This is a genomic window from Bacillus sp. R86525 (genome assembly GCF_042466195.1).
In the GTDB taxonomy this organism is placed as follows: Bacteria; Bacillota; Bacilli; order Bacillales; family Bacillaceae_G; genus Bacillus_A; species Bacillus_A nitratireducens.
Genome location: NZ_JAXHPX010000007.1, coordinates 2,621,184 through 2,647,021, shown reverse-complemented (window position 1 = coordinate 2,647,021; position 25,838 = coordinate 2,621,184). Strand labels below are relative to the sequence as shown.

Annotated in this window: 32 protein-coding genes and 1 pseudogene; 9 read left to right on the top strand and 24 right to left on the bottom strand. The window is 34.2% G+C overall.

The genetic code is table 11. From position 1 onward, the window contains the following. Nucleotides 1–22: 22 nt before the first annotated feature. Genes SJY24_RS16185 through SJY24_RS16175 form a run of 3 tightly spaced genes read right to left on the bottom strand, consistent with a single transcriptional unit; the run spans nucleotide 23 to nucleotide 3,170 of the window. On the bottom strand, nucleotides 23–964 hold the full coding sequence (locus SJY24_RS16185; RefSeq protein ID WP_377865418.1) for a proline racemase family protein: 942 nt from the start codon (nucleotides 962–964) through the stop codon (nucleotides 23–25). Beyond that, on the bottom strand, nucleotides 961–1,998 hold the full coding sequence (locus tag SJY24_RS16180; protein WP_377865417.1) for a proline racemase family protein: 1,038 nt from the start codon (nucleotides 1,996–1,998) through the stop codon (nucleotides 961–963). The genes SJY24_RS16185 and SJY24_RS16180 overlap by 4 nt, the downstream gene beginning before the upstream one ends. Beyond that, nucleotides 1,995–3,170 carry an NAD(P)/FAD-dependent oxidoreductase gene (locus SJY24_RS16175; RefSeq protein WP_016129657.1) on the bottom strand — a complete coding sequence of 392 codons (1,176 nt, stop codon included), beginning with the start codon at nucleotides 3,168–3,170 and terminating at the stop codon, nucleotides 1,995–1,997. Before SJY24_RS16175 ends, SJY24_RS16180 begins: the two co-directional genes overlap by 4 nt. A 181-nt stretch (nucleotides 3,171–3,351) precedes the next feature. Between SJY24_RS16175 and SJY24_RS16170 the strand changes: the two genes are divergently transcribed. The 4 genes from SJY24_RS16170 to SJY24_RS16155 all read left to right on the top strand — a co-directional run bounded on the left by SJY24_RS16170 (nucleotide 3,352) and on the right by SJY24_RS16155 (nucleotide 7,075). Then, nucleotides 3,352–5,013, top strand: a complete 1,662-nt coding sequence (locus tag SJY24_RS16170; RefSeq protein ID WP_377865416.1) for a sigma-54 interaction domain-containing protein — start codon at nucleotides 3,352–3,354, stop codon at nucleotides 5,011–5,013. Between the two features lie 228 nt (nucleotides 5,014–5,241). Then, a complete protein-coding gene (locus SJY24_RS16165; RefSeq protein ID WP_377865415.1) occupies nucleotides 5,242–5,514 on the top strand; it encodes a (2Fe-2S)-binding protein in 273 nt (90 codons plus the stop codon). After that, nucleotides 5,511–5,843 (top strand): (2Fe-2S)-binding protein, encoded by a 333-nt coding sequence (locus SJY24_RS16160; protein WP_377865414.1) that lies wholly within the window; start codon nucleotides 5,511–5,513, stop codon nucleotides 5,841–5,843. Before SJY24_RS16165 ends, SJY24_RS16160 begins: the two co-directional genes overlap by 4 nt. Then, a complete protein-coding gene (locus SJY24_RS16155) occupies nucleotides 5,840–7,075 on the top strand; it encodes an NAD(P)/FAD-dependent oxidoreductase (RefSeq protein ID WP_377865413.1) in 1,236 nt (411 codons plus the stop codon). Before SJY24_RS16160 ends, SJY24_RS16155 begins: the two co-directional genes overlap by 4 nt. A 106-nt stretch (nucleotides 7,076–7,181) precedes the next feature. Here SJY24_RS16155 and SJY24_RS16150 read toward each other — a convergent pair whose 3' ends face one another. From SJY24_RS16150 to SJY24_RS16135, 4 genes are all read right to left on the bottom strand, one after another. Then, nucleotides 7,182–7,655 carry a hypothetical protein gene (locus SJY24_RS16150; protein ID WP_016129661.1) on the bottom strand — a complete coding sequence of 158 codons (474 nt, stop codon included), beginning with the start codon at nucleotides 7,653–7,655 and terminating at the stop codon, nucleotides 7,182–7,184. 39 nt (nucleotides 7,656–7,694) lie between these two features. Beyond that, nucleotides 7,695–8,207 (bottom strand): DUF6609 family protein, encoded by a 513-nt coding sequence (locus SJY24_RS16145; protein ID WP_002099861.1) that lies wholly within the window; start codon nucleotides 8,205–8,207, stop codon nucleotides 7,695–7,697. 377 nt (nucleotides 8,208–8,584) lie between these two features. Beyond that, nucleotides 8,585–8,893 carry a YxcD family protein gene (locus tag SJY24_RS16140; RefSeq protein WP_002165619.1) on the bottom strand — a complete coding sequence of 103 codons (309 nt, stop codon included), beginning with the start codon at nucleotides 8,891–8,893 and terminating at the stop codon, nucleotides 8,585–8,587. Continuing rightward, nucleotides 8,881–9,330, bottom strand: coding sequence for a hypothetical protein (locus SJY24_RS16135; RefSeq protein WP_002032604.1), 450 nt, complete (start codon nucleotides 9,328–9,330; stop codon nucleotides 8,881–8,883). The genes SJY24_RS16140 and SJY24_RS16135 overlap by 13 nt, the downstream gene beginning before the upstream one ends. 257 nt (nucleotides 9,331–9,587) lie before the next feature. On the opposite strand from SJY24_RS16135, the gene SJY24_RS16130 reads away from it, so the two are divergent. After that, nucleotides 9,588–10,352, top strand: coding sequence for a DUF1836 domain-containing protein (locus tag SJY24_RS16130; protein ID WP_000447229.1), 765 nt, complete (start codon nucleotides 9,588–9,590; stop codon nucleotides 10,350–10,352). A 35-nt stretch (nucleotides 10,353–10,387) separates the two neighbouring features. Here SJY24_RS16130 and SJY24_RS16125 read toward each other — a convergent pair whose 3' ends face one another. Beyond that, on the bottom strand, nucleotides 10,388–10,885 hold the full coding sequence (locus SJY24_RS16125; protein WP_377865412.1) for a GNAT family N-acetyltransferase: 498 nt from the start codon (nucleotides 10,883–10,885) through the stop codon (nucleotides 10,388–10,390). Between the two features lie 36 nt (nucleotides 10,886–10,921). Then, nucleotides 10,922–12,037: an HD domain-containing protein gene (locus tag SJY24_RS16120; RefSeq protein WP_377865411.1), complete on the bottom strand. Its 1,116-nt coding sequence runs from the start codon at nucleotides 12,035–12,037 to the stop codon at nucleotides 10,922–10,924. 297 nt (nucleotides 12,038–12,334) lie between these two features. Here SJY24_RS16120 and uptA point away from each other — a divergent pair, with 297 nt between their 5' ends. After that, nucleotides 12,335–12,940, top strand: coding sequence for an undecaprenyl phosphate transporter UptA (gene uptA, locus SJY24_RS16115; protein ID WP_016129665.1), 606 nt, complete (start codon nucleotides 12,335–12,337; stop codon nucleotides 12,938–12,940). 26 nt (nucleotides 12,941–12,966) lie between these two features. Here the strand turns inward: uptA and SJY24_RS16110 are convergent, their stop codons facing one another. Next, nucleotides 12,967–13,467: a DinB family protein gene (locus tag SJY24_RS16110; protein WP_377865410.1), complete on the bottom strand. Its 501-nt coding sequence runs from the start codon at nucleotides 13,465–13,467 to the stop codon at nucleotides 12,967–12,969. Between the two features lie 148 nt (nucleotides 13,468–13,615). On the opposite strand from SJY24_RS16110, the gene SJY24_RS16105 reads away from it, so the two are divergent. Beyond that, nucleotides 13,616–13,840, top strand: coding sequence for a hypothetical protein (locus SJY24_RS16105; RefSeq protein ID WP_377865409.1), 225 nt, complete (start codon nucleotides 13,616–13,618; stop codon nucleotides 13,838–13,840). Between the two features lie 41 nt (nucleotides 13,841–13,881). Here SJY24_RS16105 and dltD read toward each other — a convergent pair whose 3' ends face one another. The 8 genes and pseudogenes from dltD to SJY24_RS16065 form a co-directional block, all read right to left on the bottom strand. Continuing rightward, on the bottom strand, nucleotides 13,882–15,063 hold the full coding sequence (gene dltD / locus SJY24_RS16100; protein ID WP_377865408.1) for a D-alanyl-lipoteichoic acid biosynthesis protein DltD: 1,182 nt from the start codon (nucleotides 15,061–15,063) through the stop codon (nucleotides 13,882–13,884). 269 nt (nucleotides 15,064–15,332) lie between these two features. After that, nucleotides 15,333–15,866: a GNAT family N-acetyltransferase gene (locus SJY24_RS16095; protein ID WP_377865407.1), complete on the bottom strand. Its 534-nt coding sequence runs from the start codon at nucleotides 15,864–15,866 to the stop codon at nucleotides 15,333–15,335. Nucleotides 15,867–15,978: 112 nt separating this feature from the next. Continuing rightward, nucleotides 15,979–17,601, bottom strand: a complete 1,623-nt coding sequence (locus tag SJY24_RS16090; RefSeq protein ID WP_377865406.1) for a peptide ABC transporter substrate-binding protein — start codon at nucleotides 17,599–17,601, stop codon at nucleotides 15,979–15,981. 20 nt (nucleotides 17,602–17,621) lie between these two features. Beyond that, nucleotides 17,622–18,623, bottom strand: a complete 1,002-nt coding sequence (locus SJY24_RS16085; protein ID WP_377865405.1) for a C40 family peptidase — start codon at nucleotides 18,621–18,623, stop codon at nucleotides 17,622–17,624. A gap of 39 nt (nucleotides 18,624–18,662) precedes the next feature. Next, a complete protein-coding gene (locus SJY24_RS16080) occupies nucleotides 18,663–19,724 on the bottom strand; it encodes a dipeptide epimerase (protein WP_377865404.1) in 1,062 nt (353 codons plus the stop codon). A gap of 111 nt (nucleotides 19,725–19,835) precedes the next feature. Continuing rightward, nucleotides 19,836–20,162 (bottom strand): DUF3870 domain-containing protein, encoded by a 327-nt coding sequence (locus SJY24_RS16075; protein WP_377865403.1) that lies wholly within the window; start codon nucleotides 20,160–20,162, stop codon nucleotides 19,836–19,838. An 88-nt stretch (nucleotides 20,163–20,250) separates the two neighbouring features. Beyond that, nucleotides 20,251–20,525 (bottom strand): annotated as a pseudogene (locus SJY24_RS16070) (hypothetical protein). Further along, nucleotides 20,464–20,820 (bottom strand): FtsB family cell division protein, encoded by a 357-nt coding sequence (locus SJY24_RS16065; protein ID WP_377865402.1) that lies wholly within the window; start codon nucleotides 20,818–20,820, stop codon nucleotides 20,464–20,466. Before SJY24_RS16065 ends, SJY24_RS16070 begins: the two are co-directional and overlap by 62 nt. Nucleotides 20,821–21,109: 289 nt before the next feature. On the opposite strand from SJY24_RS16065, the gene SJY24_RS16060 reads away from it, so the two are divergent. Then, on the top strand, nucleotides 21,110–22,036 hold the full coding sequence (locus tag SJY24_RS16060) for an aldo/keto reductase (protein ID WP_377865400.1): 927 nt from the start codon (nucleotides 21,110–21,112) through the stop codon (nucleotides 22,034–22,036). A 47-nt stretch (nucleotides 22,037–22,083) separates the two neighbouring features. Here the strand turns inward: SJY24_RS16060 and SJY24_RS16055 are convergent, their stop codons facing one another. Beyond that, nucleotides 22,084–22,680 (bottom strand): DJ-1/PfpI family protein, encoded by a 597-nt coding sequence (locus SJY24_RS16055; protein WP_377865399.1) that lies wholly within the window; start codon nucleotides 22,678–22,680, stop codon nucleotides 22,084–22,086. Beyond that, entirely contained in the window at nucleotides 22,677–23,168 is a 492-nt protein-coding gene (locus tag SJY24_RS16050; protein WP_377865398.1) for an ankyrin repeat domain-containing protein, read from the bottom strand. The genes SJY24_RS16055 and SJY24_RS16050 overlap by 4 nt, the downstream gene beginning before the upstream one ends. A 206-nt stretch (nucleotides 23,169–23,374) precedes the next feature. Between SJY24_RS16050 and SJY24_RS16045 the strand changes: the two genes are divergently transcribed. Further along, nucleotides 23,375–23,806: a cytidine deaminase gene (locus SJY24_RS16045; protein ID WP_377865397.1), complete on the top strand. Its 432-nt coding sequence runs from the start codon at nucleotides 23,375–23,377 to the stop codon at nucleotides 23,804–23,806. Between the two features lie 253 nt (nucleotides 23,807–24,059). On the opposite strand, the gene SJY24_RS16040 is transcribed toward SJY24_RS16045, so the two are convergent. From SJY24_RS16040 to SJY24_RS16025, 4 genes are all read right to left on the bottom strand, one after another. After that, nucleotides 24,060–24,290: a hypothetical protein gene (locus tag SJY24_RS16040; protein ID WP_000789035.1), complete on the bottom strand. Its 231-nt coding sequence runs from the start codon at nucleotides 24,288–24,290 to the stop codon at nucleotides 24,060–24,062. A gap of 174 nt (nucleotides 24,291–24,464) precedes the next feature. Next, nucleotides 24,465–24,956: a transglycosylase SLT domain-containing protein gene (locus SJY24_RS16035; protein WP_098767364.1), complete on the bottom strand. Its 492-nt coding sequence runs from the start codon at nucleotides 24,954–24,956 to the stop codon at nucleotides 24,465–24,467. A 208-nt stretch (nucleotides 24,957–25,164) separates the two neighbouring features. Next, entirely contained in the window at nucleotides 25,165–25,380 is a 216-nt protein-coding gene (locus tag SJY24_RS16030) for a hypothetical protein (protein WP_377865396.1), read from the bottom strand. 194 nt (nucleotides 25,381–25,574) lie between these two features. Further along, the gene (locus SJY24_RS16025; protein WP_377865395.1) at nucleotides 25,575–25,838 is read right to left on the bottom strand and encodes a hypothetical protein; all 264 of its coding nucleotides are present in this window, start codon (nucleotides 25,836–25,838) and stop codon (nucleotides 25,575–25,577) included.

Genomic DNA, 25,838 nt, shown 5'->3' with positions numbered 1-25,838 from the left:
CTTTATCTCTCCCTTTAACATATTATTTTAATAAGAAACCTGTTGGAAACGGATCGGTAGGATCTAATATAAATGTTTGCATACCTGTAATAAACCCTCTACTTTCAAATCGAAAAATGTATCCGAGTTCTTCTTTCTTCACTTTTTCTACTGTTATAAAGCTATTAAAAATACTTTCATTTTTAAAAGGTTTATCCGCTATATATTCATTTTTAAATAAAGCATGAACATAAGACACAATAGTAGAAACGAAACCTGGTGAACGCACTATAAAGTTATCTTCATGAAATGTAATCGACTTTATATGGTTCTTTTCTTTTTGCATAGAATCTACTAAAATAAGTCTTTTTATTAATGACTGTTTTTGTATAGTTTGAAGTGTAGCTTCACCCCATTTTTTTAATTTAGAGATGTTTTCAATACTGATTTCTGGCGAATACGTATCCTTTTCTACAACTGCATATACTTTATCTGCCTGTATGAGAGAGTAATTTATATTACCAACCTTTAAATTTTTCTCAATCATATAACATAGTTTGCTTTCAAGCGAAACAGATACAACTTCATCATTCTCTACATATGCATCCACTGAAAATATGCCAGATAGCGTTTCGATTTTGTATTGATTTGACTCTCTCTTTTTTAAATACCCGCTTTCTAGTAACATCGTTATTACTGCGACAATGCCTCCGTAATGAAGAGGAATGGATCCTTCATGATTAAAAAATAATACAGCTGCATCCACTTCATTATGAATAGAAGGAACGACAATACATCCATTTAAACCGATGAAACCACGTGGTTCATTTAATAAAAGCTTCATTTCTTCTGCTAATTCACCTGAAAATTGTTCATTTAATTGCTCCAAACTGTAGTAGTATTTACATGGTACGTCTTTAATTACACGAAATGCCTCGCCATTTACGTGTACGTCTACTGCTGTATACATTTTTTGAATGTTCATTTTACATCCTCCGTTTCATGTTCCATCGGCGGAATTAGCAAAAAGCCTTCTTTAAGTGGATCCTTTTCATTGTAAAAAAATCTATGCATACCCATAAGCCAAGCTGATCCCGTAATTTTCGTTACTACAGCTTCAATATTTTCTACATATGTTGTATTCATGACACACCCTTTAAATAAAGAACCTACAATACTCTCATGAACAAATTTTTCATCGATATCAATTTTTTTATGAGCATATAATACAGCTAACTTCGCTGATGTTCCTGTGCCACATGGAGAACGATCAATTCCTCCTGGCGGAACAACAACTGTATTTTTCACATGCGCACTTTCATGAGTAGGATCTGTATAAAATTCAACATGTGTTAACCCTCTTATAAACGAATACTCTGGATGAATGATTTCAAATTTCTCATTAATTGTATTTCTAATATGAATCGCCTTATCAATGATTGTAGATGCGTTTTCTGGTACTAACTCTAAACCTACGGACTTCGCATCGATAATGGCATAAAAATTCCCTCCATACGCAATATCCGCCTCTACAGTTCCAATTTCTTCGACGTGTACAGAAATATTTTTCAGTAAAAAAGCTGGTATGTTACAGAAGGAGACTTCTTTCGCTTTCCCATCTTGAACAGAAATATCTACTTCAACTAAGCCAGCTGGCGTATCTAGCTTTAAAGAAGTAACTGGTTCAACTACTGGAATTAAACCTGATTCAACTAAAGCTGTACATACACCGATTGTATCGTGGCCACACATCGGTAAATATCCACCTGTCTCTATGTATATAACACCTATATCAGCTTCAGGATGACACGGATCTGTTAATAGTGCTCCTGACATTACATCATGACCACGTGGCTCATTCATTAACAATTTGCGAATCCAGTCATAATCCTTTTTCATATGTAACATCTTCTCTGCCATCGTCTCTCCAATTAACTTAGGAAGTCCGCTAATTAATGTCCTCGTAGGATTCCCGCCCGTATGTGTATCAATCGTCGTAAAGACTCTTTGTGACCTCATCCGTTTAACACCCTTTCTGTAAAACGACTCAAACGAAGTGGTTCAATAGGAATAATTGTTTCTTTTTCATTTAATAACTCCTCAATCACTTTCCCAGTAACTGCCGCAAGACTAATTCCATCACCTTCATGTCCTGCTGCTATAAAGTAGTTCGGAATATGTTCCACTCCTGAAATGATTGGCAAATGATCTTCTGTCCACGGGCGTAATCCAGCATATGAACGAATCACCATCATATCCGCCATTTTCGGATAAAAGCGAATTGCTCTGTTCGCAATACATTTAATAACCTCGTTATTTATCCTCGTATGAAACCCTACAAACTCTCTACTACTACCAATTAAAAAATTTTGGCTTTCTGTCGGTTCAAATACAAGAGCTACCCCATATTTTTCAGTTAAAGCATCCACTTTTCGTTTTCCGCCAAATTTAGAAATCAAATAACCAAATTCCATTACTTTACGGCAGCCAACGTGTTGTTGCCTGGAAGCTACAATAATATGCCCCTTTCTCGGTTCAATTGGGATATTCACATCTAACATTTGCCCGATTTTAGGAGCCCACACACCAGCTGCGTTCACCACTTGCTTCGCAGTAAACGTCCCATTTGTCGTTTCTACAATAAAGGAACCGTCTATATCTCTTTTCATTTCTTTTACTTCTGTATGATTAAAAGCTTTCGTACCAAACTTCTTCGATTCTGCAAGAAGTGAAAAAGCAAGAAGATATGGATTTACAGTCGAATCGGTTGCGCATTCTAAACCACCTAATAAATCATCCGCAAAAAATGGCGATTCTTCTCTTATATCTTGCCGATCAAGCATTCGAAACGGTAAACCAGCTTCTTTTTGACGATTCACCCATTGCTGCGCTGCCTCCATCTCTTCGTCTGATTCACAAACGAGAATACTTCCTGGCGCCCTATATTCAAATGAGTGCTCCAATTCTTCACTTAATTCCGTTACTAATTTTTGACTTACTAACGACATTTGACTATCAAAACCTGGGTCTTTATCAATAGCCAAAATGTTCCCATCACACCGTGAAGACGTCCCACTGACAAATTCTCCTTTTTCAATGATCGTTACGTCTCTTCCGTATTTTGATGTGTAATACGCGATAGAACAGCCTATAATACCACCGCCTATTATTAAAACGTCACAGTGTCTCACATAGCACCCCCCTTTCTCCTAAATCTCTCACTTTCTATTTATGCAATTGGTGTGCCAACTCTACAAACAGAACTATTTATATGAAATAATTTTTATTTGTAAAAATATTTTAAATTTATCGTAAATAGGTGTATTATTTTTTTATCACTGTCTAAATTTTTATACATATCAGGAGGACATTATGACATTTTCATTTCCAACAATAAAAGAGTTTATAAAAATTTTATCAATCGATCGTACAAGTATGTTTAAGTACACGAAACAGGTAGGTGACAAATTTTATTACATCCATTCATCTACTGAAGAATGGAGTTGTGCAGTTATATATGAAAATGACTCTTTCAATGCTTTAATCGAAGCCTTTTCTAGCTATTCAGCGGTCGTTATTATAAACGAAACTCAAGAACCTATATGCTGTATAACTGCTCAGCGAACGATTCCTTTTCTTTATAAGTATTACAATGAACTACAAGCTTTTTATAATACTGTAATTCAAACAACTGATTCCTCTGTTACAGTCATAGATGATAAAGAATGCGTTCGCACTTGGACGGATGGCGCCGAAAAGATTTTTTCAGTCAACCATAATGAAATTATCGGGCAACCAATCACTCGATTTTTTGATTATAAAGATTTAGAAATTTTACAATCATTACATGACGGAAAAAGCATAATCGCTCAGTTCCATCAGCCTCGTCCGGACTTGTTCGTATTAATTAATTCAAATCCAGTTTATTGTAACGATGAAATTATAGGAGCCGTCGTTTCTGAAACTGATGTTACAAATCAAGTCGCTTTGAATGAAAAACTATTTAATATGTCGCATGAAATGCACCGATTAGAACAAGAAGTAGCAAAATATAAAGATACATCCGATCCTTTCCAGGCGATGAATGGAAAAAGCCCTGTTATACAAAGAACGATTCAATTAGCTAGAAAGGTTTGTTCAGTGAAATCCACGGTTTTAATACTCGGCGAAAGCGGTGTTGGAAAAGAAGTGTTTGCGAAAGCAATTCATGAAGCAAGTGAGGCAGCAAATGCCCCTTTCATTTCGATCAACTGCGGTGCAATCCCAGAAGCGTTATTTGAAAGTGAATTATTCGGTTACGAGCGCGGGGCGTTTTCTGGTGCAAATAGTAAAGGTAAGAAAGGGAAAATTGAGCTCGCGCAAGGCGGTACTTTATTCCTTGATGAAATAGGTGAAATGCCTCTCGATATGCAAGTGAAACTTTTGCGTGTACTGCAAGAACGAAAGTATTACCGAGTTGGTGGAGAAAAAGAAATAAATATTGATTTCCGCATTATCGCTGCTACAAATCGTGATTTACAAGAAGAAATGAAAAAAGGAACCTTCCGAGAAGATTTATACTATCGCTTAAATGTAGTTAGCTTGCATATTCCGCCACTACGCGAAAGACGAGAGGATATTATCGAATTAACATACTCATTCTTAAACGATTTTTCAATAAACTATAACAGACCAATTCGAGACTTACCTTCAAATATTATGCATGAACTACTCCATTACAATTGGCCTGGTAATATTCGTGAGCTCCGAAACGTAGTTGAACGACTCGTCGTATTTGCGACAGACGGCATTATTAAACAAGAATATTTACCATTTCATACAAATGAAACTTTAGACAATCATACAGCTCAATCCCTATTACTCAGCAACAATAATACAATTCTTTCTTTACAAGAAGAAATGGATGAGCACGAGAAAAAGGTAATTGGGCGAGCTTTACGCATTTTAGATGGTAATAAATTAGAATGTGCGAAACAACTTGGCGTAACGAGGGCCACTTTATATAACCGTTTAAAAAGGCTGGGGTTACAATAAAGTGAAACTTTAATCAGTGGGGGTTTTGTTCATCCCCACTTGATTATTAGCCCTCACCAATCGGGCTTTTACGGGCAGCCCGACCCCCACCTAACTTCTTTGCTTTCACTGAATTTTGAGGTGGGGGTCTTACTGCCCAGCAAATAGCTAGATAGCCCCTCTCCTCCTCTATATTGGCATAGTTTTTGCATAATAATTTGTGTAAACCGAACTAGAGGAGGAATACATATGACGAATAAAGAGAACTTAATTGTTTGTCGTTGTGAAGAAGTTACATACGGACAACTTCAATCGACAATTGCTGAATATAAATGCTCAGCAAGAGAATTAAAACTAAGAACACGTGCTGGCATGGGATTTTGCGGTGGCCGCACATGTAGAATGATGATAGATCGAATGGTTGAAAATGCAAACCCTGACATAACTCCTAATGAAATACCTTTAAAATATCAACCACCAATACGTGCGGTTACTTTTGGAGCGGTAGGTGAAAGTAAATGAGTAGAATTACAGATCACCCTATTTTAGGTAGTTTAAATAATAGTGAACGCATCACTTTTCAATTTAACGGTCAACAATACGAAGCTTATGAACACGAAACGATAGCTGCTGCCTTGCTAGCAAACGGAATACGAACTTTAAGGGTCCATGAAGATAGCGGGACACCACGAGGTATTTATTGTAATATCGGGCATTGTTCAGAATGCCGCGTGACAGTAAATAATCAATCGAACGTAAGAGCATGCTTAACGGTTGTAGAAGACAATATGGTTGTTAAAAGTGGAAAACAGCATCCGAATATCGTGAGAGAGATGGTGAAAAAGCGATGATCGATGTAATTATTATTGGCGCAGGACCAGCAGGATTATCAACGTCTATCTCTTGTGCCCATTTTGGACTTAACGTACTTGTTATTGATGAATTTATGAAGCCTGGTGGGAGATTGCTCGGACAATTGCATCAAGAGCCTACTGGAGAATGGTGGAACGGCATAGAAGAATCCAAACGCCTTCACGAAGAAGCAAAATCACTTTCAGTCGATATTCGGTGCGGTGTTTCTGTCTTTAATTTAGATAAAGATGAGAACTCTTGGCTCATACATACAAATATCGGTACATTAGAAGCACCGTTCGTACTCATTGCTACTGGGGCTGCTGAGTATTCTATTCCCCTTCCTGGCTGGACACTTCCAGGGGTTATGTCAATTGGAGCAGCTCAAGTTATGACAAATGTTCACCGCGTGCAAGTTGGAAAAAAAGGAATCATTATCGGCGCTAACATTTTGTCATTCGCTATTTTAAATGAACTACAGTTAGCTGGAATTAATGTGGATCATATTGTACTTCCCGAAAAAAGTGAGCTAAGCCAAAAAGCTGGTGAACCAGAAGAAGTTTTGAACTCTCTTTTAAATGCGGCTCACCTCGCTCCTTCTGCTTTTTTGCGTATAGGTAGCCGTTTTATGAAATATGATTGGATTCGAAAAGCTGGATTAACCTTCTATCCAAATAACGGAATGAAAATAAACGGGACACCACTCCATCTCCGTAAAGCTGCACTTGAAATTATCGGTACAGATCAAGTTGAGGGTGTACGTGTTGCTAACATTGACTCTAAAGGGAATATTATTAACGGATCAGAAAAGATATATGAGGCAGACTTCGTTTGTATCGCTGGAGGTTTATATCCGCTTGCTGAGCTTGCCGCTGTAGCAGGATGCCCTTTCCATTACATTCCGGAATTAGGCGGGCATGTCCCGCTTCATTCAGAAGAAATGGAAACCCCTCTTCCAGGTTTATTTGTAGCTGGAAACATTACCGGAATTGAAAGCGGGAAAATTGCGATGGCACAAGGTACTGTCGCTGGATATTCAATCGTAAAACAAGCTAATAAAACATCTAATTTGGTTGAAAAACATTTACAACAAGCAATTCAAAATGTTCACACTGTACGTCAGAAAGCTGCGATTCGGTTTAATCCGATGGTTGATGTTGGTAGACAAAAGATGAATGAGATTTGGCGTAATTTTCAATCATCTGAAGAAAATCAACAAATGAAAGCGTGAAATACTAGCATATAAAAAAGGCGGTGGATTCATTTCCACCGCCTTTTTTATAATTTTTGTACTACATCTAGTATTTCTGTTACGCCAATTACAGGAACCAAAGGTATTACCTATTTTTCATTCCGACTAAAACTTTCGATATCGACAACCATAAATTTATAAACATTAAAATTCCGCAAATATCAGCGACAATTACATACAATCCTATAAATTGGTTTTCAAAGTGGAACAACGGAGTGTAATAAATGGCCATAATTAAGGATATAACCATTGAAAAAAGAAGCATTTTTTTCCTAGTTATCATATAGATACAATACAAAAACGTATAATAGGCCCAAAATTGCGCAGCATACCATGCATGAGATAGTCGAATACCTGTTTTCGTGTGCAAAGTTGTTAAAACCAGTATGTATATTACAAGTAATGTAATTACTGGTGCAAATCTAACAAATTGCAAAAGATTTATTAAAAAGCGTTTTTTTGAACTTAGGTGATTTACTTCGTATTTAAACATCTGTTTCGTTATATAATGAACAAAAAATATTAATCCTACACTAATAGCTAACATAAAAAGTATCATTACTACGCCTTCTTTTCTAATGTATTGATCAACTGTATTTTAAAAGTCAATAGGACTTAACCTAATAAAAATTACACCAACTAAAATTTTTACTAAACCATCTATTACAAAAAATACATCTAGATTTACGTTGGTAATGATTAATCCTATGAATGAATTGAATATTAAAATAACGGACAGCAAAAACATCATTTTTCCATGTACGGGAATAAACATTAAGAAATGAATACCTACAGCTAAAAGAATTAATAGCCAGCAATTTCTATAATCATCGCCGACAAAATGAAAAATGAGAAAAACTAAAATAGCCAAAAGTATCATTGAAAAATTAGCCCACTTTTTTTGTTCCGATGTTCCAGAACCAACTGCAAATTTCTTCCTAGTTTTAGGGTTCAATTGCCATATCATTCCTAATGTATAAACAATAATAAAAGGCCAAACATTTGGATAGCCGTTATGTTTTATTAAAAGTAAAAACATTGCTGCTCCAGCAATTATTAGCCAAATCCCATTAATCTTTTGTCTAGGATACTTGTAAGTTTGTATTTCCATGTTCCGTTCTCCTTTTTCGAACTTTTCTAGTATTCTTGATATAAATACTTTTTTAACAGAAGCCTTATGAGCAAATTCAGCTAAATTCAAACCATCATTCTTCTACCTCGTTTTGAATAATAAAATATAAGATTTCTGAAATATCATATCAAATATAGCTGTGATTTATTTGTCGTAATTCGTCGAATAGATAAATAAAAGTCGTTTTCTGTCAAAAATATTTTTCATTTGGATAGCCAACTTTAAATTAGGTAGATAAAATGATGCAAATACTAAATTGAAGACACTTGAAATACTGGATTTTATTCTAAAAGAAGAAACATACTAACAATATGAATCCAAATAAAAAACTGTTAGAGCATACAGCTCTAACAGTTTTATTGTTCATTATTATTAAATTTCGCTAATGCGTAAATGCCTTCTTCATCATCTAATTCAAGTTGCAATCTTGCTGCAAATGAATTGACGTTGTATTCTCGATCAAGTAACAAGCGTAGTGCTTCGATTAAGTTTGCTTGAATTAAAATTTGTTGGCGACCATTTACCTCTACTTCTGCAGAGAAACCATAGTCATCATCATACATTAGTTCAACTGAAACTTCTTCTGGACCAACTTGTCTTTTTTCAGCGATATATATACAAAGTGCATTTATAAGCTCTTGTTCAGAAATTTTTATTGTTTCCATGCTACTTCATCTGCCTTCTTCTTACGTTGATCTTTGAAGTATTTAAATGCACGAACTGCTAACATTACGATACCAGCCATTACTAACATATTTACCATAAACGCTAATACAGAACCAAGAGCTCCCATATTTGCAAATAAGCTACCCATTAGTAAACCACCAAGACCACCTAGTAATAAGCCTTTCATAAAGCCACCTTTATTACTTTTTGGTGCTGTGTTTGTTGCTTTTGTTTTTGAATCTGTTGTCGTTTTTTGTGAATTTACATTAGAATCTTTTTTGTTTAAATCAACTTTTGACTTTTGACCAGAACTTGGTGTATATGATTTTTTACCAGATTTGTAACTTTTCGCTGCCGCATGATCTACGAACATAAAGCTACTAGCCCCAAAGATAACCATGAATGCTGTCATTACTGCTACAAGTTTTTTCAACATATTATATCCATTCTCCTTTTATATAGATATATGTGAAATCTACCTTTCTAGTAAATTAAGAATGATAGATTTGTTTTAAAACCATTTTAAAGGTTCTTATGAACTTATTATATGAACTTTTGTCGAAATATGCAAGTATTATTTACTTACGACAATTTCATGACATAGGAAAAATTAAGCAAAACGGAATTGACTTTAAATGAAACAAAACATATTATAAGTTCATAAGAACTTTTTATAATTTTGGAGGTGAAAAGATGGAAACATTTCATCTCACACGAAACGAAATGGCAACGCTCCTTCTATCACTAAGAGGATGGAATACGAAAAAGCCTCTCGGTATTTTACAAGAAGCTTGGGCAAAGTCACATAAAAAAGATATTGAAAGCGGACAAAGCGTTACTGCTTTTATTACAACCGCACTTTCACCTATTTTTGAAAAATTAATTAAAATCGATGATACGGATGTCGGTTTTTCTTTAAATGAAATAGTTGCGCTTGGTAATCAGATTGAAAACACAAGTTTCTCTGTAACTGCTATGCAAAACTGGGTGAAACGAGATATAAAAGAAATGATTGGCTCCCCTCAAAAAGGGAAGAAATACTCAATCGAACAAGCAGCCTTACTATTCATTGTCGAAGATTTAAAAACAGCGCTTGATTTTGAATCTATTCGTAAACTATTACGACTCATCGTAAATGACCCGGCCGATCGAAGTGATGATTTAATTAATCCTGTTCATTTATATGTTGCTTACTCCTCTTTATTTGAAGAACTAAATCAAGGGAATTGCATACAACTAAATGCTACAGATACAATTCATACGATTGAAAATATTGTAAAAGAAAAAGCGGATAAAATCGCAAGCAAGTTCGATCAAATAAATAACGAACAACGCGAAGCAATTCGTAACGCTATTATTATCGCTACACTATCTGTACATACCGCATATGTACAAATGTTAGCGAAACGTTATGTGACAGCAACGTTATTTTTACAAAATTTAGATGTGAAGCCGTAAAAAATAGGAGCAGAAGTGCTCCTATTTTTTAATTTCTATACTATTTTGCACTCCTTAACTCTTTGCATCTCATACATTTTCAACTGATTCTCTACATATGACTCAATTTTTTTGAACCCTGCTTTCTCATAGCATCGCATTGCCCTCTTATTATCTTCCCTAACTTGCAATACAACCGCTTGTATATCAGGGTCTAAAAATGATTTAGCGATAAAATAATTTGTAATCTCTGTTCCAAGCCCTTTTGAATATAAATTTGAGACGCCAATCAATATTGAGTACTCCATCACATATATATCGTCATTTCTCTTCTTTTTTAATCCAACTCTCCCTATTACTTCATCCTCTACTACGATCACATGATAACTTGCATAAGATCGAGACAATTTTTCTGTCCAATACTTTTGAAGTTCTTCTATTGTATATCGTTTGAATGGTTTCACATCCGCTATGTTATGTAATTTTTCGTCATTATACCACTCTAATATAATTGGTAAGTCATCCATTTCTAATAAACGTTCATGCCAATACATATTTTCACCCCATCCAATTTCGAATTACTTGGTCAATTAAATTGAATACACAAATTCTTTTTTCGGCAAATTCACTATGTCCTGAATGTAAGATGATCGTTCCATAATATCTTCTAACTGACCATTCCTATAAACATAAATACCACCTACATATGAACTGTAAGCCCTTTTCTCAGTTATTATCGCTAATTTATTATTTTCCTCGTTAAAATCACCTTCTAGTCCTGTTTCAAATGATAAGCTTTTGGATGTTGAAAAATAAAGCTGAATTAATGATGCTATTTCTACGTAATTTGATTTTGCAAAGCACTTTATTTCATTAGAAATTATTCCATCCTGTAATGGAAGAAAGTCCTTCACTTCTATTCTCTTTGCTTTACGAAAGAAATTTTGCAGCTCCGGAGTATGGAACGAAATGTGTTTCTCTTCTATCTTTTTGAAAATGAATTGCAATAATAAGTCTTTACCTACTACAAATGGATGACCAAATCCATGATTATAAAGATCTTTTTTCATTTGAATCAACTGTTCAATATAAGGTATACCATTCTCTTCAATTACAAGCTTTCCATCTATAAAACGCATAGTCGAGATTAGTGCTTTAATCTCAATACCTTCTAACTCAAGCGATGAATAATATAAATCTCTATTCCAAAAATCTAATTGATCCATTCCTAGTGAATTAAATAATAGCTCATCTATAATCGGAAAAACTCCATCTTCTGATAAACCTTTCGTTACATCTTCTAATAATCCGGAAGTCTTATTTAAAATTGTGCGTATTTCATCATCCTCTTGAATAATTCGAACAGTCCAATCCCCGTGATCCTCTCCAGATATTTTCTGAAAGCAATGCGAATATGGACCGTGTCCAACATCGTGTAGAAGGGCTACAGTAGATACTAACTTTCGCTCATATTCTGACAAATGAATGTCACCAATCTCCGTAAGATGTTCTATCACTTTATTAACTAGTACATATACACCTATTGAATGTTCGTTCCTCGTATGTATTGCGTTCTCGTGTAAAAAATATGTATGGCCTTGTTGTTTAATATGGGCCAACCTTCGAAACGCTTTAGTATCGATCAATCGTATAATCTCTCTATCGTGAATAGTAATTGATCCGTAAATAGGATCTGTAAAACGCATAACTTCTCCCCCTTTGTAAATTCAACACTTACATCATTATACAAAATTTTCAGTCTACTAATCCTTTCATTCTCTTTAAATATGAGAAATTTTTAATATCCCTTTCATTTTCTCTTCATGAAAACTCAATTTATATCGTTTACTATAAAAACTAGGAAAACTAATACAAGACATAAAAAGTATTAAAATGGCAATAGATTCATTAAATAAGGTATAATTTGCATATAGTGAACTTTTTATGTTATTAAATAAAAAGAGCTTTTACTCGAAAAAACTTATGAACTAGAAGGTGCAACAATGTTAAGTAGTTTTATTCATTCAGTATTAACATTTTTTGAAGGATTAGGTTATTGGGGCATAATGCTTGGACTTATGATTGAGATTATCCCAAGTGAAATTGTCCTAGCTTATGCAGGTTACTTAGTATCAAATGGTAGTATCTCATTTGTAGGCGCAGTTATATTCGGTACAATTGGCGGCGTTATTGCCCAAGTTTTTGTTTATTGGATTGGACGATATGGTGGCCGCCCTGTGTTAGAACGTTATGGAAAGTATATTTTTATTCATAAAAAACAAATTGATGCTGCTGAAGATTGGTTTAATCGATACGGAACTGGCGTAATTTTCACTGCACGTTTCATTCCTGTCGTTCGCCATGCGATTTCAATTCCTGCCGGGATTACAAAAATGCCAATTTCACGCTTCATTACTTTAACAGGACTTGCGATTATTCCTTGGTCTATCATTTTCATTTATTTAGGTGAAAAACTTGGAGAAAACTGGGGTAATATAAATGACGTTGCTGGACCATATGTGAAATCGTTCGCTGTTGGCGGGGTTGTTCTTATTATTTTATATTTCATGATAAAAAAATGGTCAAAAAAACGTAAAAAACTCGCTTAAATTTCTAAACAAAAACCGCTATTAATTCAATCGAAATTATAGCGGTTTTTATTATTAACTTGATTATCTTTTATAAATTGTATAATTTCTTCTTTATGTTTTAAATCATGTTGAATGAGTGATGAAAAATAATTGTCTAATCTCACTCTTTTCGTGCCGAGTTGGTAATCATCTTTAAAATTCCGGGAAGAAATTTGATTAATTTGATCAACTAACTGTTTACGAGTAAAGCTGAATTGATCTAATAGTTCTTCTTTTGAAATACCGGATCTCGCATATTTTATTGCACCCTCATTCATTTCCTCAACACCTGTTGGAACATTGGGTACAGATTGTCCACTTATAAAGTATGGAATTCTAAACTTCATTAAAAACTCATCCCAAACGATTAAATGTGAAATCACATCCGCGGTTCCCCATGAACCTTTTCTAAAAGGTTCAAACCATACATCATTAGTTACACTCTTCAATGTTTGGCACCATTCTATTAGTTTTAACTTTTCTTCTAGAATACTTTCTTTCTCCATAATCCATTCCTTCCTCTTTCACACTAATAATCAATTCATATATAACTTCTAGACATTACATAAAAACCCCTCCAGTTTAAGATTTACGTGGATAAGCAACAATTCAGTCATATAATTCGTATAGTAACTCAAAAGGAGTGGTTCCCCTATGCATTGGCAGCAAAAAGTATCATACTTAATTGGACGCCCTGTTGGTGTTTCTCTCATTAATGGGCAAGGGACATCCGGCGTTTTATGCGGCGTACAAAATAATCAATTATTTGTTTATGAATACCTTTACCAAGCTCAATTTGCAATGAAACATTATGATTTTAGACAAATTCAAGATATACACGGCTTTCCAAATTGCCCACACCAAAATCCTTTATACTAAAAAACAGGAACGGCTTAATTGCCATTCCTGTTTCTAAGTTGTTATTTCTCAGAGTAAAACTTCTTCACTGCTTCATCGAAATAAATCCAGCCTTTCCAGCCTAAATGAATCGTATCTTTTAAGAAATACTTATCATATTCATGGCTAGAAAAATCGACTACTGGGTATCCCGCTTTCTCGACTTGCTCGCGAACCTTATTATAATACACATCACGACGTTCTTTCGGGAAACCAGCGTAATCATACCACGGTCCGTTTACAGGCACAGAAATAAAGAGTGGTTTTATATTTTTTTCTTTGAAAAGATCTAAAACAATTTGTAAGTCATCATATTCTGGTGAATCATCATACGATTCATTTGCTCTAAAGTTTTTTAAACCTTTTAATTTTTTCTTTAAATTATGTTTATAGTAATACGGATTTTCAATTCCGAATGTATTTGTTGTGGATCCCACTTTACCTTCTTGCTCCGCATGTTTACGTGCATCTTCCCAAGAAAGCGAACGTAATCCCATATTCGTTTTCTCTTTCATCGGTTCAATCTTAAATAGAGAGTTAAATAAATCTCGATGATCTAAAATGTTCCGATACATATACGCTAGCGGCTTAGCAAATCCAGCTTTTATGTTATGTTTTGTATCGTTATATACAATACTTTCTAGAGAACTACTTAATATCGCATCTTTACGAACAACTTTGTAATCTAATAAACGCTTCGCGATTTTTTTCTTCATTTCAGGATTTATTTCGGCATTAAAAATAAAGTGATAGGCTTGTTGTTTGGAGAAATTATTTGTAAAATCCCCTTGTGATACACCGGTTTTTGTAAACCATTGTGGTGAAAGAACAAAGACTACCTTTTTACCTTCTAATTCATCCATTGTAGACGTCATATTTAAAATATGAGCCAAGCTTTGCGTACCACCAGTCCCTATTAAAAATGGAGTAAAGCCTGCCGGATTTACTTTAAAATAATTAGACGGATGATATGCATCCATTCGTAAAAATTCTGATGAACCATACATCGGTAAATACTGCGAATTCTCTAACATTTTTTGCTGTAAGAAAACACTTTGCAATTTTTCTTTTTGCAAGGAAGTTGCTGCATCTTCTACCTTTTTATCGCTTATTAGTGATACTAAACTCTTAGAGGGAATAAGCAATACAATGAAAAAAAGTACGCAGGCTAAAATAATTGGTCCGAAAACATGCTTCATCTTCATCTGCTATTCCTCTTTCTGGTACTATTAAATTGTAACCCTTGTTTTTGACACGTCATCATTTCTCTCCTTTTTCTCTATACATGTTCCATTCTATTTATCTATTATTTACATGTATGTATTCCATTTCTTTGCATTATTAAGTTAAATACTTATAGAGCAAGAAAGTGTTTCCAAAGAAACATGTTAATTATACAAGATTCTACATAAATTTCACACTGGAATTTATGTAATAATTTTATTTTTAAGCAGTGAAAAAACACATAAAATGTCTATAATTCATCAGATGATGTATTGAGTTCAAAATATGATAATAAACGCCCACTATGATCAACATCTTGAGTATATGTAAAGCCTAGCTTTCGTAAAAGTTTTTTCGAATTCTCATTAGCTACTTTAACCCTAGCAATTATTCTTTTTAAATTCATCGTCTCTGTTGCATATTGAATGGAAGTCTCTGCTGCTTCTGACGCATATCCATTCCTCCAATACTCTGGATCAAGGAGATACATAATTTCTGTGTCCCCTGTTTCATTTACCTTTCTTAAACCACAATGTCCTAATAACTGGCCTGTTTCATTTTTGAATAACAGCCATACACCAAAATCATACTGCTCCCAATGCAATATAAGTTGACTAATATAATCTTTAGTTTCATTTATTGACATACCTCTTGATTTAGCAAGCCATTGACCAACCGCTTCTTTCTTCAATATGTTATACAATTGATCCACATCTTCTATATTCGGTTTTCTCATCAACAATCTTTTCGTATGTATTACTTTCCACTTTACAAATACAGACATAGTTCCCCTCCTACTACTGTTTATAGACTAGTAAATTATACCATGAACTATGATCGGCTTTAACTAAGAAAAAACAGACTATCACCTACGTGAAGTCTGTTTCTCCATCACTTTATTTTTGTACATCTGCCCATTTTAAACTTGTTGCTGGACCGAATTGATGTACATATAAATCTTTCACATATGGCTTTTGTAAGTATGATAATCCGCGCTGGAATACTGGTGCAATTACTGCATCATCCAGAAGTATTTTTTCAGCATCTTGCAGTGCTTTCCAACGAGCCTTTTCCTCATTACCTAATTCAGTTTTAATCTTCTTAATTAACGCGTCATACTCTGGATTTGCATATCCTGTATTATTTACGGTACTTCCCGAAAGGAAAACCTCTAAGTATGTCATTGGATCTGGATAATCAGGTAACCAGCGTGATAATGACATTTCATATTCTTTTTTCTTCTCTAAAGCTAGTTTTTGCGTATGTGGTTGTAATTTCACATTTACTTTTAGCCCTGGTAAGTTTTTCTCAAGTTGTTCTTTAATATACTCTCCTACTTTTTTGAAGTTTTCTAAGTCATAGTTTAATAACTCAAGCGTCACTTCATTTGTGCCTGTCTCTTGCTTCGCCTTTTCCCAATATTCTTTCGCTTGTTTTACATCAGTCTTATTAAACTCACCTGCCGTACTTCTAAAGTCTTTTTTGTCTGGTCCTTTTAAAAATCCTTTCGGCACGTAATAGTTCGCAGCAACAGAACCATCATTTAAAAATGAAGTTGCGAGCCCCTTCTTATCAAACACAGTACTTAGCGCAAGACGTGCATTTTTATTTTTAAGAATCGGTACATTTTCATTGAATCGGAAGAAGTACATAACCGGATCTGTATATTGTTTTAGCTCTTTATTATTTTTATATTTATCTACGAATTCTGTAGAAATGACAGCTCTATCAACTTTATCTGTTTCATATAAATTTACCGCAGTTGAAATTTCTTTAACAATTTGATAGTTTACCTCATCTAATTTCACTTCTTTTTTATCCCAATATTGATCGTTTTTCTTCATTGTAAAACTTGCTTCATGCTTCCACTCTGATAATGTAAATGGCCCATTATATATCGCTTTATTTGCTTCTAACCCGTATTTATCGCCTTGCTCTTTCGCAAACTTTTCATTAATTGGATAGAAAGACGGTAAAATAAGTAGTTTCGTAAAATACGGTACTGGATGCTCTAACTCAACAACGAACGTTTTATCATCTTTTGCTTTCACACCTAATTCTTCTAAGCCTAATTGTTTCTTATTTATCTTCTCCGCATTTTTCACATCGTACGCGATATATGCATATTGAGAGACTGTATCTGGATTAATGAGTTGCTTCCAAGCATATACGTAGTCATGAGCTGTTACTGGATCACCGTTAGACCATTTCGCATCACGCAAGTGGAACGTATAAGTCTTTCCGTCCTTACTCACTTCATATTTTTGTGCCCCAGCCTGAATCACTTCATCGTTTTTCGATAAACGGAATAATCCTTCCATAACATTGTTTAAAACATTAAACGATACCGCATCTGTTACTTTCCCTGAATTTAACGACGGAATTTCACCCGTTTCTAGTAACTGTAATACTTTCTTCTCATCTTTTGGCTTTGTCGTTGTTTTTTCTTTTGCGCAGCCAACTAAAAATGAAGAAACTAATAGCGTACTAACTAATGAGTAGCGAACAACTTTTTTCATTTGAAAACCCCCTCTATTTTTTAAGGTAAGTAACGACGAGCACCAGCGTATTCTTCTATATATCCTGGTGTATTTAGTGGTATAATTTCTACCGATCTTTCAGCTCTTGGTGAGTGAATCATATTTCCATCACCAATATACATAGCAACGTGATGAACACTACCTTTTCCTTGATTATGTGCGAAGAAGATTAAATCCCCTTTTTGTAAATTTTCTTTATCAACTGCAACTCCAGCTTTTGATTGTGGACCAGAATCGCGTGGAATTGTAATACCATACGATTTATAAATCGTATGTGTAAATCCAGAGCAATCAAATCCGAATCCACTTGTACCAGCCCATATATACGGTAATCCTAAAAACATTTTTCCCGTGTTTATTAAATCATCAGCTGTCGGCTTTGGAATATCATTTTGCGAACGGTAAACCGTTCCATTATTTTTTCGTAGCCATGCCTTTTGACCATTTGGTAACAATACACGGTATGAAATCGTATCTTCACTTAATAGCGGCAGTCGCGTATTATAACTGACTTCAAGTGATTTATGTTTTTCAGAAGGATTAATATACAAAATTGCTGTCGGTTTCGTTATTAATACGAAAGGTTCGTTTGTTTTATCTACAAATTCTTGATTATACGTTAATTGTTTTTCAGGCATCCACCCTGGATACCCTTCTTCATTTCGCGGCGTTGGCTGTCCGTGCACTAGTACTTTTACCCAATCACCTTTTTTATCAATTACTGTCACTTCTTGACCGAGTAGCGCTTGCGTTTCTAATTTATTTGCACTCGTTAACCAAAGCTTCTCATCAAGCGTCATTGATTTGGTCCACTTCCATAAATCAACTGGATTTGTTGCGCTCGGTGCATCAATTGGTCGTAATGAGTCAGGCGCAGTCCATAACGTTGCAGCAGATACATCTATAAATGCTTTACTATCCTTCTTCTCTTCAGCATTCACCGAAGTAAACGATGAAAATATAAATAAAGTTGTTAAAAATGCAGTTCCTACTTTTTTCATATATATCCCCCTTAAAAGATAGTTTACTAGGTACTACTTCTAAGATTGTATATTCACTACAGAATGCAGGTTTACCTTTGGACCAATGTAAGTCATTCCTTCTGGCTCTTCTACTAACCATAACGGTGCATCAAGATCAAAGTAATGAATGTTCGGATGAGCCGCAGCTAAATGTGCAACAGCACTAACTGAAAGTGAAGATTCCATCATACTTCCAACCATACATTTCACACCTGCTGCTTCTGCTATATCTGCAATACGCCAAGCTTCTCGTATGCCGCCGCATTTCATTAATTTAATATTAAGTAGGTCTGCATATCCTCCTTGGACAATCTTTAATGCATCGCTTGCCGAAAATATACTTTCATCTGCCATAATAGGCGCTTGTACATTGTCCTTTACGTACTTTAATCCTTCCCAATCTTTCGCATGAACTGGTTGTTCTACAAATTCTATATTTAAATTTCTATTCTCCATTTCTCTAATAATAGAAACCGCTTCTTTCGGTTTCCATCCTTGATTTGCATCTAAACGTAACGTCGTACTCTTTGGAACCACATTTCGAATTGCCTCTATGCGTTCCAAATCTAAATGCGCCTCTTTACCCACCTTAATTTTTAATGTCTGGAATCCCTTTTCGATATGCTTTTTCGCTTCTTTTGCCATTAATAAAGGTTCATCCACACTTACAGTAATATCAGTATAAATCTCTTTCTTTCCACCTAGTAATGCGTATAACGGTATGTTGTGAAATTGACAATATATATCGTATAAAGCCATATCTACCGCTGCTTTCGCACTTGTATTTCCTATGCAGCTCATTTGGATGTGTAACAATAACGTTTGAAATTGCAGTACATCTTTATCAACTAATATAGAGCGAATTGGCCCTAATATTGCTTCCTCAATCCCGTTGGCAAAATCACCTGTAATAACCGGCGTTGCAGTAGCAGCTCCTTTTCCAACAATCCCTTCATCTGTATGAATAACCACATCTATACTTTCGATTTCCGTTACAGTACGAAGCGCTGTTTTAAACGGTGTATGAAGTTTTACGTGTCGACGTTTTACCTTCACATCAGTAATTTTCATTTTGTTCATCCTTTCGTTGTCTATAGAGTGAAACTTTAATCCACGGGAGGCTTTTATTCTGCCTATTAATGTGAAATAAAAAAATCCAGCCATAAGAAAATTCTTACGGCTGGATTTTGTCTATGAATGGGTAGACAAAGCAGCAATCTGATTATATTTTTTCTGTGCATCCTTTAACGCTACAAGTAGCGCCCTTTGTGACGAACCGAAGTATCGATTTTTTATTTCTGTTACTAATGCTGAATCATTAATATTTTTATGTAGAAACAAATATTTAACAAATTGAGATGTTAATGCAATTGTCGCTGAGCAATCTGCATCTACAATTTCCCCTGTATCCTTCACAAGTACAAATGCAACAAAATAACTTTTGAACTTTTCGGTAATGGGATTATTTTGAGGTGCTTTCGCATCCCCTACGACGTAAATTGTATTTGAAGCGTACACAGCTATCTTCCTTTCTTATATGAGGATAACGGTTTTCTTAACAGACGTATGAGCTGTTAACTCAACGTTGATTAAAAAATGTATCTGCTTACCTTGTATTATATACAATTGACAGAATTTTAACAATATTTATCTTGGCATATATTCCATAATTATGAAAATATCTTAAAACAATTAGAATGGCTCAAACTTCTCATTTTTACAATATGTCATTGCTCCTTGTACCATGACATTCACACTACAAACTCCTTTTCTCTCATACATCAAAAAACAGTTAGCTATCGCTAACTGTTCCACCACTTTACTTCGGCAATACGAATATTGTTTCGTTTGACTTAGAAAATTGATACTCTTTTCTCGCAAACTTCAAAATTTCTTCTTCATTATCCGTTAAATTCTCGATGTTAGTCTTTAAAAAACTTTGATCTTTCTTTAAAGAAACTAGTTGGTTCTTTTGATTCGTTATTGTATCTTTTTTTTCACTTATTATTTCTTGTTGTTTCTTTAATATATATTGAACGTACAAAGTAGTCGCAGCAATAAAGATAAACATGAATATAAATCGCCTTAATTTCTTCTTATTAATTGTTCGATTTTCATTAGGCTGTGATAGTTGCTCTGGTATATTGGGAACATTTACTCTTTTGAGTTTCCTCATTTTCAAATCCCCCTAACCCATATTTTTTCACTACCATCGGCACGATCCTCTTATTAACTTAAATTCTATTCTTATAAAATAAGCTCCTTCACAAAAAAATCTCACAAATTAACCAATTAGAGATAGCGTTCGACGACATTTCCGTATTTGATATGAAAATTTTTATTTATGCTGCTATAAAATAGTAGTTTATGTTATTCTTTTTCCCCAATTGTAGAAAACATTTTTACACACATAAATTCTAGTTTTGCATACCGATGTTATAACATGCTTACAAGGAGGAAAAATCATGCACTACCGTACATTAGGTAAAACTGGAATTACTGTTTCTGAAATCGGCTTTGGAGCGTGGGCGATTGGCGGCGATGAATGGGGTCCTGTTAACGACAAACAATCTATAACCGCTATGAAGAAAGCAATTGAATGCGGCGTAAACTTTATTGATACTGCTGATGTATACGGTTTAGGACATAGTGAAAGGTTAGTAACTCAAGCAATAAGAGAGCACCGTAATAATATCGTTTTATCAACGAAAGGCGGTTTAATTGGGCATCACTATGATCCAAGTGGAGAGCCTGTTTATAATACTCCCGAAAAAGTGATCGCAGTATTTGAAACTAGCTTACTGCGCTTAGAAACAGATTATATTGATGTTTATTTCTGTCACATTTGGTGGGATAAACAAGAAGAAACAGAAGCATTTTTACGCGCATTTGAAATATTAAAACGGGACGGAAAAGTAAGAGCTGTTGGTGTTTCAACTCACGACCTACAATATATAAAACATTTCAATAAAAACAATGAAATTGATGTTGTGCAACTTGATTACAACATATTAAACCGAAAACCAGAAAACGACATACTGCCCTACCTACACGAGAACAATTTAGGAGCTGTTATACGCGGACCTTTAAAAATGGGGATATTAACTGGAAAATTTACAAATAAAACAACTTTTCCTGACGGAGATTTACGCAAAGAATGGCCAAAAGAAAAGTGGTTTCAAGAAGATTTACAAAAAGTAGAAAAATTAAGGTTACTCTCAAATAAAAATCAGACATTAGGACAAATTGCACTTCGCTACGTCCTCTCCCATCCAGCAGTATCGGTCGCAATTCCTGGCGCAAAAACAGAAACACAAGCGAAAGAAAATGCAGATGCAACTACCCGTCCGATCCTTACAGATGAGGAATTAGCGTATATTCAGTCAATATAAAACAAGACCCGCAGTTGGATTTTTCAACTGCGGGTCTTGTTTTACTTTTAATATTGTAAATCAATATCATATTCCATTCTCTTCGCTGTTTCTTCAGCAACCCGAGCACCTAACAAATTTTTCACAATATGAAATGACATATTAATTCCGGCTGAAATTCCACCAGACGTAATAATATGCCCCTCATCTACAAACTTTACATTTTCTAATACTTCAACATTCGGAAAATCATTTCTAAAGTTTTCAATACTAGCCCAATGCGTTGTCGCTTTTAAGCCATCGAGTAATCCAGCTCTCGCAAGTAAAAGCGCACCGGTACAAACAGAAGTCATTAGCTTCACTTCTTTCATCTGCTTACGAATCCAATTTATTACAATTTCATTTTCCACTTCATTTTCTCTAACACCTAATCCACCAGGAATAATTAAAATATCAACTGGAGGTAAGTTTTCAATGCTATAATCCGGTTGTACTTTTAATCCGTTCCGCGCTATAATCATTTCCCCATCTTGGCTAACGGTATGTACAGTAAATGGTTGTTCACCATTCATTGTAGTAACGGAAAAAACTTCAAACGGCCCCGTGAAATCTAACACTTCCACTTCATTAAATAGAAAAATCCCTACATTCCATCGATTAATCATAAACTCACTTCCCCCTGCAAATGATGTAAAAGATGCTCATGGCCTTTCTCTAATGCAATATCGTACGCTGTTTTCCCATCATTTTTCTTAATCGTTTTATTAGCCCCGTTTTCAAGTAATAATATAATTATTTCTTCATTTCCTAATAAAGCAGCTTCATGAAGTCCTGTCCATCCACCACTTTGAACTGCATTCACATCTGATCCCTTTTCAATTAACAAAGCTACAAGCTCGCTTTGTTTGTTCGCAATTGCCGCTTGAAGTGGTGTATTTTCATTTTCATTCTTTGCTCTAATATGTATATCTGCACCCTGTTCCAAAAGGAAGCTTGCTAGTTCTTTCTGTCCAAAATAAGCTACTAAATGAAGTGGTGTCCAGCCATCTTCACTAAATTCGTTAACAACACTTGGATCCATCTTTATTAATTCCTCTACCTTTTCCTTGTCGCCGCTTATGACAGCTTGTGATATTGATTGTAAATGTTTCATAATAATCCCCCCAGTTTTCAAATTATTTGAGTATCCCTTTCTATATGTTCTATTCATTATTATATTTTCCTTTTCAAATTAACAGTTTACATAATAATGTTATTGGGTTATTTTTTTGATAGTAGCGATTGAACTTAATTATTTATTTTTAATATTCGAATTTTCTGTTAAAATATTCGTATTATGCTTAATAAAGGAGAGAGACTATGTTACAAGTAATGCCTTTAAACACTGAAGACTATGATTTAATTAGAGCCGCTGAAAAAGTAATCGAAAAAAACTATAAATATGGTCGTCATCATATCGGTTCAGCTGTACGAACCAAAACAGGTAATGTGTATGCAGCAGTACATGTTGAAGCAAATGTTGGAAGAATAACAGTATGTGGTGAAGCTATGGCAATCGGAAAATCTATTTCAGAAGGTGATCATGAATTTGATACCATTGTAGCAGTTGCTCACCCACATCCTCATGAAGATATAGAAAAATGTTGGGTTGTCGCTCCATGTGGTATGTGTCGAGAATTAATAAGTGATTACGGAAAAAATACGAACGTTATACTTTCTTATAATGGTGAACTTGTAAAATGTAGCGTAATGGAATTATTACCCGAAAAGTATACAAGTGAAGTAGAATAATCATTCATGCTTTCATTTTATCAAATAATATTATTCCAATAAAAAACAATCCGTTTTTAAAACGGATTGTTTTTTATATTTCATTTTTATACAGTTTATTTTTCTTGTTTCTACCATTAAAAAATACAATAAAAAAATGAATTTTAAATATATATGTACACTCTATAACATTTTTTTCATTCGAAAATAAAAAATGAATTTTACCTTACATTTGAAAAAATCACATATAAAATATCTATAGTTACTAATCTTATCATACTAATCTATAACAATTCTGCCTTCTTCCCTTACCAGTATCCTTTAAAACATAAGACTTTAAAACGAGTGCTGTTAGTGAATCTGTTAATGTTTTATATGATAAATTTGAAAGAGCTAATAGATCGTTCGTATATAACATTCTATGCTTCTCTAATAATAATAGTACTAATCTTTCTGACGGTTTTAATGTTTCATCACTTTCTAGTATAAAATCTATATTTTTCATATTCCTACTACTTACTCCTTATATAAAAAAATGATATTAGTAGTCATTTAATATAAAAATACTACATAACAAATTTGAAGATATATCGAAATAACATACCATTCAAACACTATTATACTATAACATATAAAAGGCATTTCCCCAAATTGGAAATGCCTTTTATATTTCTCCCTCTTACTTATATAATTGGTATGATTGTTCTAGCCCTATATTATATTTCGTATTATTGTCCGTCCATTCTCCCCCTAAGTTTCCTGGCCATCCTGATGTATTGGCAACATATTTAAGTAACTCCCAATCCACCAATCCTTTTTTCACACCACGTTTATACGATTTAACCATATTAGAAATCGCTATTGTTGCATTTATTTGTGAATCCATTAAGCTCTCTTCCGATAATTGCGCTGGTGCTAAACCATCACGATGTAATTGAAACAGACCGAAAGATGTCCCTTTATCCCCTATCGCTTTTCGATCAAATTTTGTTTCATGATCAGCAATAGATAATGGTATCCACTCTGGAATACCATACCTCTTTGCAACTTCACTAATTACTTGTTTATTATTTTTAATCTCTTTCTGCTTTTCATAGTTAATATAAATTACATAACTTAAAGTAACTAACGTAAATAATATGAATATATATTGTAGCGCCTTTTTCATCATTTCATCTCCTGCTTTGTATATGTTTCACTTTCTACATCTACTATAAAACTTTTATGTGACATTCATTTGACGAAATGATTTTAATTATACTAAGTCGTTACATTTTTAACTATCAATCTGAAAACTGCAATTCTTCTAAAAGACTCATTAAATACATAAAAATAGTCAGCCTTTCATGTATAGTACATGAAAGGCTGACTGTTGTTCACTACCCTTTTTTATGTATATAGTATATCCCCACTATTATAAAACAAATTGAAATTATCGATAAAGTTGTACCATGAAATTCATAAAATGCAGTAAAGAATTTCCCGCTTCCTCTATCCCAAATTTCTAATGTACCCGCGTAAATTGCGGAAGTTATATATGTAAGGCCGAATAGGAGAACTCCCGAAAGAAGATAGGTTGCTCCAATATTTTTCATTAATAGCTCACCTCTATTAATTTTATTTGTGAATAAAACAAAAAAGACCTTTATACGTTAAAGATCTTTTTCATCTTATTTTTGTTACAAAAAACGCCAGAATCTAAAACAAAAACTCACTTTATGATAAATATCTCTATATAAAAATTAAATACTATAAGGTTGCCAGCGTCTTCTCGATTATCATTTTCACATTAAATATTTCTTGCAATATGCGGTTTGCTGTAATGACTCGTTCCACCGCCACCTACTACTACTTTACCGCCTTTTTCGAAGATTAATAATTTACTTGAACCATCTGAAAGTAAAACTATTACTTCAGCATGATCACTTGTCGCTATATAGATTACATAACCACTTTTTGAAATACAAGTTTCCCAATGCTTATCAAATTCTGACCTTACTACCCGATTAGAATACACTTGATTTTCAATTCTTCCTTGTTCTTCGTTTTCCAA